General features: G+C 59.4%; 16 protein-coding genes. 14 read left to right on the forward strand and 2 right to left on the reverse strand.

Features of this window, described 5'->3' with window-relative positions:
- Positions 1–12 precede the first annotated feature (12 nt).
- The 11 genes from L8H52_RS25990 to L8H52_RS26040 all read left to right on the forward strand — a co-directional run bounded on the left by L8H52_RS25990 (position 13) and on the right by L8H52_RS26040 (position 8,204).
- A complete protein-coding gene (locus tag L8H52_RS25990; protein WP_242209454.1) occupies positions 13–360 on the forward strand; it encodes an Hpt domain-containing protein in 348 nt (115 codons plus the stop codon).
- A 105-nt stretch (positions 361–465) separates the two neighbouring features.
- Entirely contained in the window at positions 466–1,827 is a 1,362-nt protein-coding gene (locus L8H52_RS25995) for a flagellar hook-length control protein FliK (protein WP_242209455.1), read from the forward strand.
- Positions 1,828–2,429: 602 nt separating this feature from the next.
- On the forward strand, positions 2,430–2,933 hold the full coding sequence (gene fliL / locus L8H52_RS26000; RefSeq protein ID WP_007920033.1) for a flagellar basal body-associated protein FliL: 504 nt from the start codon (positions 2,430–2,432) through the stop codon (positions 2,931–2,933).
- 9 nt (positions 2,934–2,942) lie between these two features.
- Complete coding sequence (gene fliM, locus L8H52_RS26005) at positions 2,943–3,911, forward strand: flagellar motor switch protein FliM (protein WP_007920032.1); 969 nt, start codon at positions 2,943–2,945, stop codon at positions 3,909–3,911.
- A 54-nt stretch (positions 3,912–3,965) separates the two neighbouring features.
- Positions 3,966–4,418, forward strand: a complete 453-nt coding sequence (gene fliN, locus L8H52_RS26010; RefSeq protein WP_162835973.1) for a flagellar motor switch protein FliN — start codon at positions 3,966–3,968, stop codon at positions 4,416–4,418.
- On the forward strand, positions 4,419–4,871 hold the full coding sequence (fliO, locus tag L8H52_RS26015) for a flagellar biosynthetic protein FliO (protein WP_242209456.1): 453 nt from the start codon (positions 4,419–4,421) through the stop codon (positions 4,869–4,871). It begins immediately after the preceding gene.
- The gene (gene fliP / locus L8H52_RS26020; protein ID WP_007920027.1) at positions 4,871–5,629 is read left to right on the forward strand and encodes a flagellar type III secretion system pore protein FliP; all 759 of its coding nucleotides are present in this window, start codon (positions 4,871–4,873) and stop codon (positions 5,627–5,629) included. Before fliO ends, fliP begins: the two co-directional genes overlap by 1 nt.
- Complete coding sequence (fliQ, locus tag L8H52_RS26025; protein ID WP_038363854.1) at positions 5,626–5,895, forward strand: flagellar biosynthesis protein FliQ; 270 nt, start codon at positions 5,626–5,628, stop codon at positions 5,893–5,895. The genes fliP and fliQ overlap by 4 nt, the downstream gene beginning before the upstream one ends.
- Positions 5,896–5,898: 3 nt before the next feature.
- Positions 5,899–6,684, forward strand: coding sequence for a flagellar biosynthetic protein FliR (fliR, locus tag L8H52_RS26030; protein WP_127926320.1), 786 nt, complete (start codon positions 5,899–5,901; stop codon positions 6,682–6,684).
- 3 nt (positions 6,685–6,687) lie between these two features.
- Positions 6,688–7,827 (forward strand): flagellar biosynthesis protein FlhB, encoded by a 1,140-nt coding sequence (gene flhB, locus L8H52_RS26035; RefSeq protein WP_242209457.1) that lies wholly within the window; start codon positions 6,688–6,690, stop codon positions 7,825–7,827.
- A 140-nt stretch (positions 7,828–7,967) separates the two neighbouring features.
- Entirely contained in the window at positions 7,968–8,204 is a 237-nt protein-coding gene (locus tag L8H52_RS26040) for a hypothetical protein (protein WP_242209458.1), read from the forward strand.
- A 165-nt stretch (positions 8,205–8,369) separates the two neighbouring features.
- Here L8H52_RS26040 and L8H52_RS26045 read toward each other — a convergent pair whose 3' ends face one another.
- Positions 8,370–8,729 carry a hypothetical protein gene (locus L8H52_RS26045; RefSeq protein ID WP_242209459.1) on the reverse strand — a complete coding sequence of 120 codons (360 nt, stop codon included), beginning with the start codon at positions 8,727–8,729 and terminating at the stop codon, positions 8,370–8,372.
- Between the two features lie 334 nt (positions 8,730–9,063).
- On the opposite strand from L8H52_RS26045, the gene L8H52_RS26050 reads away from it, so the two are divergent.
- The gene (locus L8H52_RS26050) at positions 9,064–9,210 is read left to right on the forward strand and encodes a hypothetical protein (RefSeq protein WP_242209460.1); all 147 of its coding nucleotides are present in this window, start codon (positions 9,064–9,066) and stop codon (positions 9,208–9,210) included.
- Positions 9,211–9,323: 113 nt separating this feature from the next.
- A complete protein-coding gene (locus L8H52_RS26055) occupies positions 9,324–9,992 on the forward strand; it encodes a hypothetical protein (RefSeq protein ID WP_242209461.1) in 669 nt (222 codons plus the stop codon).
- A gap of 229 nt (positions 9,993–10,221) precedes the next feature.
- On the opposite strand, the gene L8H52_RS26060 is transcribed toward L8H52_RS26055, so the two are convergent.
- Entirely contained in the window at positions 10,222–10,581 is a 360-nt protein-coding gene (locus tag L8H52_RS26060) for a hypothetical protein (protein ID WP_102900463.1), read from the reverse strand.
- 621 nt (positions 10,582–11,202) lie between these two features.
- Between L8H52_RS26060 and flhA the strand changes: the two genes are divergently transcribed.
- Complete coding sequence (gene flhA, locus L8H52_RS26065) at positions 11,203–13,332, forward strand: flagellar biosynthesis protein FlhA (protein ID WP_007920014.1); 2,130 nt, start codon at positions 11,203–11,205, stop codon at positions 13,330–13,332.
- Positions 13,333–13,335 lie beyond the last annotated feature (3 nt).

Genomic DNA, 13,335 nt, shown 5'->3' on the forward strand with positions numbered 1-13,335 from the left:
AGGAGTGAGCAAGTGGCTGACACACATATTGATCGCGAGGCGCTGAGCGTGCTGCGCGATGTCATGGAGGAGGGTTATCCGGAGCTTCTGGATACCTTTTTGACGGATTCCGAAAATCGCTTGGGCGAGTTGCAAAAGACCTCGGATGCGAAGGCATTGTCGGAGCTTGCCCATAGCTTCAAGGGCAGCGCCAGTAACATGGGCGCTGTCCGGTTGGCGGTGCTCTGCCAGGAGTTGGAGTCGAACGCCAAAGACAAGAGTTCGGCGGAAATAGTCAAACTGGTCGCTGAGATCAGTGACGAATTTGCTGAAGTTCGCCCGGTCTACGAAAGAGAAAAACATCCCGCTCATACACACTGATCCCATCGTCCGGCGCTTTTTTCAGGCGCCGGGCAAAATTGGCCCGGCACTTGCAGCTATCTCCCCCAACTGTACCTACGATCCCAGTGCAGCGGAGACCGTTTCATGCCTGCGACCCCCAACATCCTTCTTCAGAATGCCGCTCAGGCCAAGGCGCAAGCCGCCTCGGCCAAAACGTCGGCCATGGCCGTAGATACCGGGGATAAAGCCTCAAGCTTCGCGAAAGTGTTCGCCGATCAGGGATCGAGCAAGCCGGTTGCCAGCGCAGACAATTCGCCCAAATCGTCGCGTGACAAGGTCGCTGACAACAGCGGTAAAAAAGATATCGCCAAGGATCAGTCTGCCGCTGCGCAACCGGCGGTTGCCGATAGCGGCAACGACTTGCCTGCCGATAAAACCACGGCGACCGATGACACTACCGCCAGCAGCGACGACAGCAGCAACACGGCCCAGACGCCGGTGGTTGATGCCGCGCCGGTTGACCCGACACTTGATCCGGCCTTGGTCGTTGCTGTGCAGCCGGTTGTCAGCGCGCCCGTAGTGCAAGCCCCGGCCGCCACCCAGCCCGAAGCCGAAACCCCCGCGCTCGCCGTTTTGCCGGGAGTGGTCAAAGATCCGGCACCGACCACCGACAGCGATTTCGACCCTTCGGCCGATCCCCTCGACTCGATGCCGGCCGTGCGCATGGCGATGGAGCAGGGCGGGCACATTTCCGCCGCCAGCCAGGCGCAACCAAAGTCTTCGCCGGCCCAGGCTCAGGCCGACGGCGAATTGACTGCGGCGCAGAACTTCGCTGCCGGCATGGCCAGCATGCTCGACGTGCAAGCCGACAAGGACAGCACCAGTCAGGGCGGCGACAAAGCGTTCAGCGGCTTGATCGACGACGGCCTCAAAGATCTCAAGACAGCGACCAGCGATACCCGCGTCGATGACTTCGCCAACCGTCTGGCGGCGCTGACTCAGGCCGCCACGCCGAAGACTGCGAACGCGGTGCCGGTGAATCAGCCGATCGCCATGCACCAGAGCGGCTGGACCGAAGAAATCGTCAACCGCGTCATGTATCTGTCGAGCGCCAATCTCAAGGCAGCGGACATTCAGTTGCAGCCAGCGGAGCTGGGGCGTCTGGACATTCGCGTGAACATGGTCCCGGACCAACAGACCCAGGTTACGTTCATGAGTGCGCACCCGAGTGTGCGTGAAGCGCTGGATGGTCAGATGCATCGCCTGCGCGACATGTTCAACCAGCAGGGCATGGGCCAGGTCGACGTCAGTGTCTCCGACCAGAGCCGTGGCTGGCAGGGCCAGCAAGGTCAGGAACAGGCGCAGCAGGGCCAGAGTGGCCGCACCAGCGCTGCTGGCGGTCGCCTCGATTCGGCGGATGAAGAGTTGGCGCCTGCCGCTATTGCTGAAGCTGCTGCGCAAACCACCAGCGTGATTGGCAGCAGCGCGGTCGACTATTACGCCTGAGCAAAATCAAGAGCCCCTCACCCTAGCCCTCTCCCGGAGGGAGAGGGGACTGATTGGGGGATGCTTGCGAAGCGCGCCGACCGGATACTGCTGCTGTGAATCCATAATCGACTCGGTCTTGCAGGTCGGTGTTTGACGTCTTGCACCTCGGTCGGCCCCCTGAAAACCCTCACCCTAGCCCTCTCCCAGAGGGAGAGGGGACCGATTGGGGGATGCTCTTGAAGTACGCCGACCTGATACTTCTGCTGTGAATCCATAATCGACTTGGTCGTGCAGGTCGGTGTTTGACGTCTTGCACCTCGGTCGGCCCCCTGAAAATCCTCACCCTAGCCCTCTCCCAGAGGGAGAGGGGACCGATTGGGGGATGCTCTTGAAGTACGCCGACCTGATACTTCTGCTGTGAATCTCTAATCGACTCGGTCTTTCAGGTCGATGTTTAACGCAAGACACCTCGGTCGGCCCCCTCTCCCTCCGGGAGAGGGCTGGGGTGAGGGTGCCTTTGACTTTAGCGTTGTCTCCAGCACTACCGACACTTCTGGCATAACACTTGCTCTTGCCTTGCCGTGCGACTGTGAAAACCCGATTAGTGACGGATTATTGGCATGGCGAAGAGCGAAACAGCAGCAGTGAAAGACCCCGCAACCAAAGGCAAACTCAAGCTGATCATTGTGATCGTGCTGGCGTTGCTGCTGGCCATTGGCGCGTCCGTGGGGGCGACCTGGTTCTTCATGCACAGCGCTCAGAGCAAGCCTGCCGAAGCCGCTGATGCAGCGCCTGTCGGCAAGCAGCCGGCGATTTTCGAGCCGATGGCGCCGGCCTTTGTCGCCAACTACAACCAGAACGGCCGTCAGCGCTACATGCAGGTGAGCATCACCATGCTGGCGCGTAATCAGGCCGATCTGGAAGCGCTCAAAGTGCACATGCCGGTGATCCGCAACAACCTGGTGATGCTCTTCTCCGGTCAGGATTTCGCCACTTTGGCGACCCCGGTCGGCCAGGAGATGTTGCGCCAGAAGGCCACAGCCAGCGTCCAGGAAGTGGCGCAGAAGGAGCTGGGCAAAGTGGTGATCGAACAGTTGCTTTTCACTAATTTCGTACTGCAGTAGGAACACGACATGGCCGTGCAGGATCTGCTGTCCCAGGATGAAATCGACGCGCTGTTGCATGGCGTCGACGATGGTCTGGTACAGACCGATAACGCTGCCGAACCCGGCAGTGTCAAAAGCTACGACCTGACCAGCCAGGATCGCATCGTCCGTGGACGCATGCCGACTCTGGAAATGATCAACGAGCGTTTTGCCCGTTACACCCGCATCAGCATGTTCAACATGCTGCGCCGCTCGGCGGACGTTGCCGTTGGTGGCGTACAGGTAATGAAGTTCGGCGAATACGTGCACTCGCTGTACGTACCGACCAGCCTCAACCTGGTCAAGATCAAACCGTTGCGTGGTACCGCGCTGTTCATCCTCGACGCCAAACTGGTGTTCAAACTGGTGGACAACTTCTTCGGCGGCGACGGCCGTCACGCCAAGATCGAAGGGCGTGAATTCACCCCGACCGAACTGCGCGTGGTGCGCATGGTGCTGGAACAGGCCTTCGTCGATTTGAAAGAAGCCTGGCAGGCGATCATGGAAGTCAATTTCGAGTACATCAACTCGGAAGTGAACCCGGCCATGGCCAACATCGTCGGCCCGAGCGAAGCGATCGTGGTCTCCACGTTCCACATCGAACTGGACGGCGGTGGCGGCGACCTGCACGTGACCATGCCGTACTCGATGATCGAGCCGGTACGCGAAATGCTCGACGCCGGTTTCCAGTCGGACCTCGACGATCAGGACGAGCGCTGGGTCAATGCCCTGCGCCAGGACGTGCTCGATGTCGACGTGCCGATTGGCGCCACCGTGGCTCGCCGCCAGTTGAAGTTGCGCGACATCCTGCACATGCAGCCGGGGGATGTGATCCCGGTCGAGATGCCGGACGAAATGATCATGCGCGCCAACGGCGTGCCGGCCTTCAAGGTCAAGATGGGCTCGCACAAAGGCAACCTCGCGTTGCAGGTGATCGAGCCGATCGAGCGTCGCTGAAGCGGCGCTCCAACCCCCCAAGCATTTAACTGAATTTTTGCCCGCCGAGGACAAATGATGAACGACGATATGAACGCCCAGGACGACCAGGCACTGGCTGACGAATGGGCTGCTGCCCTGGAAGAAACCGGTGATGGTCAAGCTGACATCGACGCCCTGCTGGCCGCCGACGCAGCCAGCGGCTCGCGTCTGCCGATGGAAGAGTTCGGCAGCGTGCCGAAGAACAACGATCCAGTGACACTGGACGGCCCGAACCTGGACGTCATCCTCGACATCCCTGTCTCGATCTCGATGGAAGTGGGCAGCACCGACATCAACATCCGCAACCTGCTGCAATTGAACCAGGGTTCGGTGATCGAGCTTGATCGTCTGGCCGGCGAACCGTTGGACGTGCTGGTCAACGGCACGCTGATCGCGCACGGTGAAGTGGTGGTGGTCAACGAAAAGTTCGGCATCCGCCTGACTGACGTGATCAGCCCAAGCGAACGCATCAAGAAGCTGCGCTGAGTGAAACGGTTTCTCTGGGCTTTGCTGGCATTGCCATTGAGCGTGCTGGCCGCCGAGCCGTCGACAGCCACTACCGTGCCTGCTGCCACTGCGCCGATGGTCAACAGCGGCGTGGCCGGGCAACTGACGCAACTGGTGTTCGGCCTGTTGCTGGTGCTGGGGGTGATCTTCTTTCTCGCCTGGCTGTTGCGCCGGGTGCAGCAGGCAGGTCCGGCCGGCAAGGGCCAGGTGATCGAGCTGATCGGTTCGCGCGCGCTCGGTCCGCGTGACCGTTTGCTGCTGGTGCAGGTCGGCAACGAGCAGATTCTGCTCGGCTTGAGCCCCGGCACTATCACCGCGCTGCATGTGCTCAAGGAACCGGTCGACGTGCCTGCGACCAGTGAAAAAGCGACCCCGGAATTTGCCCAGCATCTGCTGAAAATTCTCGGCAAGGATCAGAAGGATAAGAAGTAATGGGTGCGCTACGCATCGTCTTGACGCTGGCCCTGTTGCTGGCCGCGCCTTTGGCGTTCGCCGCCGATCCGTTGTCGATCCCGGCGATCACGCTGGGCACCAACGCCGATGGCGCGCAGGAGTATTCGGTCAGTCTGCAGATCCTGCTGATCATGACCGCCCTGAGCTTCATTCCGGCGGCCGTGATTCTGATGACCAGTTTCACCCGGATCATCATCGTCTTCTCGATCCTGCGTCAGGCCCTCGGCCTGCAACAGACACCGTCGAACCAGATCCTCACCGGCATGGCGCTGTTCCTGACCCTGTTCATCATGGCCCCGGTGTTCGATCGGGTGAACAACGACGCGCTGCAACCGTATCTGGCGGAAAAACTCACCGCTCAGCAAGCGGTGGAAAAGGCCCAGGTGCCGATCAAGGACTTCATGCTCGCACAGACCCGCACCAGCGATCTGGAGCTGTTCATGCGTCTGTCCAAGCGCACCGACATCGCCACGCCGGATCAGGCGCCGTTGACCATTCTGGTGCCGGCGTTCGTCACCTCTGAGCTGAAAACCGCGTTCCAGATCGGCTTCATGATCTTCATCCCGTTCCTGATCATCGACCTCGTCGTGGCCAGTGTGCTGATGGCGATGGGTATGATGATGCTCTCGCCGCTGATCATTTCGCTGCCGTTCAAGATCATGCTGTTTGTGCTGGTCGATGGCTGGGCGCTGATCATCGGCACCCTGGCCAGCAGTTTTGGAGGTGTCTCGCCATGACGCCGGAAGTCGCGGTCGATATCTTTCGTGAAGCGCTGTGGCTGACCACCTTGATGGTCGCGATTCTGGTGGTGCCGAGCCTGTTGGTCGGCTTGCTGGTGGCGATGTTCCAGGCCGCGACCCAGATCAACGAACAGACCCTGAGCTTCCTGCCGCGTCTGCTGGTGATGCTGGTGACGTTGATCATCGGCGGTCCGTGGATCGTGCAGACGTTCATGGAATACATCATCCAGTTGTACAAAAACATCCCGATGGTCATCGGCTAAGCCATGCAATCGCTGCTTCAGCTGACCGACACCCAGATCAGTACCTGGGTGGCCTCGTTCATGTTGCCGCTGTTTCGCGTGGCGTCGATGCTGATGGTCATGCCGGTGTTCGGCACCACCCTGGTGTCGCGCCGGGTGCGCTTGTATTTCGCCGTGGCCATTACCGTGGCGATTGTGCCGAGCCTGCCGCCGATGCCACCGGTCAGCCCGCTGGACCTGAGTGGCTTGATGTTGATTGCCGAGCAGATCCTCGTCGGCGCCGTGCTCGGGTTTTCCCTGCAGCTGTTTTTCCAGGCGTTTGCCGTGGCCGGGCAAATTGTCGCGATCCAGATGGGTATGGGCTTCGCCTCGATGGTCGACCCGGCCAACGGCGTCTCGGTGGCGGTGATCGGGCAGTTCTTCACCATGCTCGTGACGCTACTGTTCCTGTCGATGAACGGCCACTTGGTGGTCTTCGAAGTGCTCACCGAAAGCTTCACCACGCTACCGGTCGGCAGCGGTCTGATGACCGCGCATTACTGGGAGCTGGCTGGCAAACTCGGTTGGGTGCTGGGGGCGGCGTTGCTGCTGGTGTTGCCGGCGGTCACTGCGCTGCTGGTGGTCAACATCGCGTTTGGCGTGATGACCCGCGCCGCGCCGCAACTGAACATTTTCTCCATCGGTTTTCCGCTGACCCTGGTGCTTGGCCTGTTCATTGTCTGGGTCGGTCTGGCGGACATTCTCAATCAGTACCAGCCGCTGGCCACCGAGGCCCTGCAGCTGCTACGCGAACTGGCACGGGCGCGCTGAGTCATGGCAGAGAGCGAAAGCGGTCAGGACAAAACAGAAGACCCCACGGAGAAACGCAAAAAGGATTCCCGTGAGAAGGGTGAGATTGCCCGCTCCAAAGAACTCAATACCCTTGCCGTGATGATGGCCGGTGCCGGCGCGCTGCTGGTGTTCGGCGGCATGCTGGCCGAAGACCTGATGGAACTGATGCGCCTGAATTTCACGCTGTCGCGTGAGGTGATCATGGATCAGGGTTCCATGGGCGCATTCTTGTTGCAGTCGGGTCAGATGGCGCTGGTAGCCATTCAGCCGTTCATGATCACGCTATTGCTGGCCGCCCTGATCGGACCAATCTCTCTCGGTGGCTGGCTATTCGCGGCGGGCTCGATGGCGCCAAAATTCAGCCGGATGAACCCCGCAGCCGGCCTGAAGCGAATGTTTTCGTTCAAGGCTGTGGTCGAACTGCTCAAGGCGCTGGCCAAGTTTTCGGTCACCTTGGGGGTGGCGTTGGTGGTGCTGTTATCGGACGTCGATGACTTGATGCGGATCGCTCACGAGCCGCTGGAGATGGCGATCATCCACAGCGTCACGCTGGTCGGCTGGAGTACGTTGTGGCTGGCCTGCGGTCTGATCATCATCGCCGCCGTCGACGTGCCGGTGCAGCTCTGGGAAGCCCACAAAAAACTGCTGATGACCAAGCAGGAAGTGCGCGACGAGCACAAGGATCAGGAAGGGCGCCCGGAAGTCAAACAGCGCATCCGCCAGACCCAGCGCGAAATGTCCCAGCGCCGCATGATGGCGGCAATTCCCGACGCCGACGTGGTCATCACCAACCCGACCCACTACGCCGTCGCGCTCAAGTACGACTCGGAGAAGGGCGGCGCACCCGTTCTGCTGGCCAAGGGCAGCGACTTCCTCGCCCTGAAAATCCGTGAAATCGCCGCCGCCAACAACGTCATGCTCCTCGAATCGCCTGGGCTGGCGCGTTCGATCTATTACTCCACCGAGCTTGAGCAGGAAATCCCCGGTGGACTGTATCTGGCGGTGGCTCAGGTGCTGGCCTACGTCTACCAGATCCGCCAGTACCGCGCGGGCAAGGGCAAACGCCCGGATCCGCTCAAGGACGACTTGCCGATTCCGCCGGATCTGCGCCGCGATTCCTGACGCTGCCGTGCAGCCATTGGTCTGAGACCTCTCTTGACTGTCAACTCTGACAGGTGCGCTCGCCGCTATTTTGCAGTTTGATGCAAGGTGGCGCCGCGAACCTGGCGCGGTCAGGCGAGCGAGTGCAAGGGAGCACGGCAATGAAAGGTATTTTCAGCAGTTATGACGAAAAAACCGGAAGGGGCACCATCACGCCGAAGCCCTCGGGACGATGTATTTCCTTTGCTGAGGCCACGGGTTTTTTTCTGACGGCCAAAGAATACCGATTCAGCATTCGATTGGCCGATGCCCAACAGGCGAACGTCAAAGTGGGCGGCGAGGTCGAGTTCGAATTACCCAAAAGCAAAAATGGAAAAGTGAAAATCCTTCGGTATTGAGCAACCGTTTGCAAAACCGCTGAACGGGGCGGCGGTTTTTTATGATCGTTCCCACGCGCAGCAAAGGAATGCAGCCCGGGACGCTCCGCGTCCCTTCCAAAGCCGAACGCAGAGCGTCCGTTGAGGCATTCCCACGCAGGAGCGTGGGAACGATCAGTACCCGAACTAGTTCGGCAACTCCAGATTATCCATAACCCGATTCACCGCCAGCTCTCCCAGCATGATCAGTTGCGCAATCCCCAACAGCGTCCTGCGCTGGGACGCCGGTATCAGATGGGCAAAGTCATGGGCGATGGTTCTGGCTGAAGCGAGTGTTTCGCTGGCATCGGCCAGCAGTTCCTCGTTTTTGAAGTCCGCAGTGACCGCGTACATCCGGCGGGTTTTACGTGGCGGCGGCGTGGAGCCGGGTGGGCAGAGGTAGTGGTCGAGCGCGCGGTCGGCGGCTTCGTGGAGCTTTTTTGAATCGAGGGATTCGTAGGGGGAGGCGAGATCGATTTCGGGTGGGTTGGGTGTTGGTTTGATCATGGTGAAACTCCTGAGGTTATGGAGCCACTCTTTCCCTGTCGCTAAACAAGTGAAGGTGGCAGCTGTACGCAGGTTAGCGAACCGGTCACAGGCACCCCGGTAGACCCAAAGGTCTCCCGCATACAGCCGCCATAACGTAATTGCGGGCGAACAGTCCCACAACGAAGCCACGAACGCTGATGCACTGAGATGGTCCGAGTCGCTAAACCCGATCGCTGATTCATCAGCGACCGACCCACAATAGAACCCGACCCCAAAGCGCACAAGCCGGCGGATTCTGGCTTGGCTGTAGGCAAAGGCGCAAGGATTTGTAGCCTCAAAGGCGTATCTGAAGGTGTCTTTTAAACAACTGAGTTTAAAAGGCAAAAGAGCGGAAAATTATCTGGGTGAAAAGGTGGTCCGTACTGAAATCCCCGGCTACCAGATCCGTCGTCACCTTGATTCGCTCAAGAATGATTTGCCGCTCCGCCGGGTTTTCTGACGGTTACCGTCTGTCTGGAATGCCCCTGTACCTGTTAGTTCTGACAGTAGACGGCTGCCGTGAAAATCGATGACATGGATTGCGGAATTTCTCCGCAGTTTCGGAGCACGATCATGGCAGAGCGTATCTATCGCAAGCTTGAAGGGATGACCCTGGAGTATGTTTCGGGGCGGTTGGAGGAAAACCCGAAGGAAAACGCCATTCGTTACGAGGTCACCTTCGACATGGATCTGGACTTTACCCACTTTGTGCAAATGGCCAACGCCTATATCCCGGACTACCTCGGCAGTCCGGTCAACGCCATCAGGCCCGAGCTGGATGGTTTGGCTGACCACTACTCCTACAACTACCTGTTCGATGCGGCTGGAAAAATCAGCGACAACCAGGCGTTGTTCGGGCTCTTTACCTCGGCCCGGTATTACAACGATCAATGGGCGACCGGTCCTCAACGGAGGGTGCGTTATGGCAAACCGGAGTTTGTGCAGGTCGGGCGCAAGCTACGCGTGACTGCACGCAGAGACTTCAAGTCGCTGGATGACACTTGCCAGATCAAAATCGGTGAACTGCCGGTCATCCAGTTTCATTGGGCGCTCAATCTGCTGCAAAGTGATGTGACGATCCCGGGCGTCATTGCGCCGATGACCAAAGTCGTGCTGATGTACATGGATGAGGACTTCGTTGAGGTCGAAGGTGAGCAAGTTTTGCGGGGTACGCGCTACGTCAACGGCAAGCAACTGAGCTTCGGCAATATTGCACCCAAGCAGATACTGACTGCGCAGTAACCGGCATTAAAAAACGCCGTCCCGATTGCGCGGTGCGGCGTTTTTTTATGGCTGAAACATGCGTTGGTTGTAAGGTCGCCTTCGCGAGCAGCCACAACGTCTCATTGATCATTCCCACGCTCTGCGTGGGAATGCAGCCCGGGACGCTCCGCGTCCCTTCCAGAGCCGAACGCGGAGCGTCCGTTGAGGCATTCCCACGCAGGAGCGTGGGAACGATCATCGCGTGTCGCTACTGCGGCAACTCCAGATTATCCATAACCCGATTCACCGCCAGCTCGCCGAGCATGATCAGTTGCGCAATCCCCAGCAGCGTCCTGCGCTGTGACGCGGGTATGAGGTGGGCGAAGTCATGGGCGATGGTTCTGGCTGAAGCGAGTGTTTCGCTGGCATCGGCCAGCAGTTCCTCGTTTTTGAAGTCCGCAGTGACCGCGTACATCCGGCGGGTTTTACGTGGCGGCGGCGTGGAGCCGGGTGGGCAGAGGTAGTGATCGAGCGCGCGGTCGGCGGCTTCGTGGAGTTTTTTCGAATCGAGGGATTCGTAGGGGGAGGTGGGGTCGGTTTCGGGTGGGTTGGGTGTTGGTTTGATCATGGTGAAGCTCCTTTGAAGTGGAGCCGCTACAACCTGTCGCTAAACAGGGAGGGTGGCGGCTGTACGCAGGTTAGCGAACCGGTCAAAGGCACCCGGCAGACCCGAGGGTCTCCCGCATACAGCCACCATGACGAAATTGCGAAAATACAGATCCGCAACGAAGCCTGGAACGCCGATGCACCTTTGACTTGAATTCGAGTCGCTAAACCCGATCGCTGATTCGTCAGCGACCGGACCACAATAGAACCCGACCCCAAGGCGCACAAGCCGGCGGATTCTGGCTTGACCGTAGGCAAAGGCGCAAGGATTTGTAGCCTTGAGACCGTGTCTGCAGGTGTCTTTTAAACAGCTTCGTTTAAATCGAAAAATTTGTGCCGGACATAAGGGCGTCTTCGCGAGCAGGCTCGCTCCCACATTTGGATTGCATTTCAATCTGATATTTGGAATGCGGTTCCCTGTGGGAGCGAGCCTGCTCGCGAAAGGGCCGGTCCAATCAGCGAAAATTCCTTGAACAAAACCCTCTATTTCATTCCCCGGCAAAAGTTGGAAAGCTTCTTGCAGTACCCGCCGTGAGCCCGCTCTGGGCGTCAAAAGTTTGCTTTAAAGGAACGGGGAAAACCGGTGGATCGCTCTCAGTTATTCAACACAGCACGCACTAACGTTGCCGACCTCAGTCGAGGCAATCTGGGCGTGCCGTTGCTGTTGCTGGTGATGCTGGCGATGATGATGTTGCCGGTGCCGCCGTTCCTGCTCGACGTGTTCTTCACCTTCAACATCGCGCTGTCGATTGTCGTTCTGCTGGTCTGCGTGTATGCGCTGCGGCCGCTGGATTTCGCCGTGTTCCCGACGATTCTGCTGGTCGCGACGTTGTTGCGGCTGGCGTTGAACGTGGCGTCGACGCGCGTTGTAATGCTCCACGGTCAGGACGGCCACGCCGCTGCCGGTAAGGTGATTCAGGCCTTCGGTGAAGTGGTGATCGGCGGTAACTACGTGGTCGGTATCGTGGTCTTCGCGATTTTGATGATCATCAACTTCGTCGTGGTGACCAAGGGTGCCGGGCGGATTTCCGAGGTGAGCGCACGTTTCACCCTCGATGCGATGCCCGGCAAACAAATGGCGATCGACGCCGACCTCAACGCCGGTCTGATCGACCAGAACCAGGCCAAGATGCGTCGTCAGGAAGTCGCCCAAGAGGCCGAGTTCTACGGTTCGATGGACGGTGCCAGCAAGTTCGTCCGTGGTGACGCCATCGCCGGCCTGCTGATTCTGTTCATCAACCTCATCGGCGGTATGGCCGTTGGTATCTTCCAGCACAACATGAGCTTCGGCGATGCCGGCCGGGTTTACGCCTTGCTGACCATCGGTGACGGTTTAGTGGCGCAATTGCCATCACTGTTGTTATCGACAGCAGCAGCGATCATGGTGACCCGTGCTTCCGGTTCGGAAGACATGGGCAAGCAGATCAATCGCCAGATGTTCGCCTCGCCGAAAGCGCTGGCGGTGGCTGCAGGTCTGATGGCGGTCATGGGCCTGGTGCCGGGCATGCCGCACTTCTCGTTCCTGAGCATGGCTGCGCTGGCCGCTGGCGGCGCGTACCTGTTCTGGAAGAAGCAGAACGTCGCGAAAGTCGTGGCGCTGGAAGAGGTCAAGCGTCAGCAGGAACTGCTGCCGTCGCCGGCCCGTGCCATGGAAACCAAGGAGCTGGGCTGGGACGACGTGACGCCAATCGACATGATTGGTCTGGAAGTCGGCTACCGCTTGATCCCGCTGGTGGACCGCAATCAGGGCGGGCAATTGCTGGCGCGGATCAAGGGCGTGCGCAAGAAGCTCTCGCAGGATCTGGGCTTCCTCATGCCGACCGTGCACATCCGCGACAACCTCGATCTGGCGCCAAGCGCCTATCGCCTGACCCTGATGGGCGTGATTCTGGCCGAAGCCGAGATCTACCCGGATCGCGAACTGGCGATCAACCCGGGCCAGGTCTACGGCACGCTCAACGGTATCAACGCCAAAGATCCGGCTTTCGGCCTGGAGGCGGTGTGGATCGAAATCAGCCAGCGTGCGCAGGCACAATCGCTCGGTTACACCGTGGTCGACGCCAGCACCGTGGTCGCGACGCACTTGAACCAGATTCTGTACAAGCACTCCAGTGAGCTGATCGGCCACGAAGAAGTGCAGCAACTCATGCAATTGCTGGCCAAAAGCTCGCCGAAACTGGCAGAAGAACTGGTGCCGGGCGTGGTCTCGTTGTCGCAGTTGCTCAAAGTGCTGCAAGCGTTGCTCGCCGAACACGTGCCGGTGCGCGATATCCGCAGCATTGCCGAAGCCATCGCCAACAACGCCGCGAAGAGTCAAGATACCGCCGCGTTGGTGGCCGCTGTGCGGGTCGGCGTATCCCGCGCCATCGTCCAAAGCATTGTAGGCACTGAGTCGGAGCTGCCTGTGATCACCTTGGAACCAAGGTTGGAACAAATATTGCTCAATAGTCTGCAGAAGGCAGGACAAGGCTCGGAAGAGGGTGTTCTGCTGGAGCCAAGCATGGCCGAGAAGCTGCAGCGTTCGCTCATCGAAGCGGCGCAGCGTCAGGAAATGCAAGGTCAGCCGGTGATCCTTTTGGTCGCTGGCCCGATCCGCGCGATGCTCTCGCGCTTTGGCCGCCTCGCAGTCCCTGGATTGCATGTGCTGGCCTACCAGGAAATACCGGACAACAAGCAAGTGACCATCGTTGCGACAGTAGGGCCCAACGGCTGAGGT

The organism is Pseudomonas sp. CROZ-RG-20F-R04-15, from assembly GCF_022662375.1.
In the GTDB taxonomy this organism is placed as follows: Bacteria; Pseudomonadota; Gammaproteobacteria; order Pseudomonadales; family Pseudomonadaceae; genus Aquipseudomonas.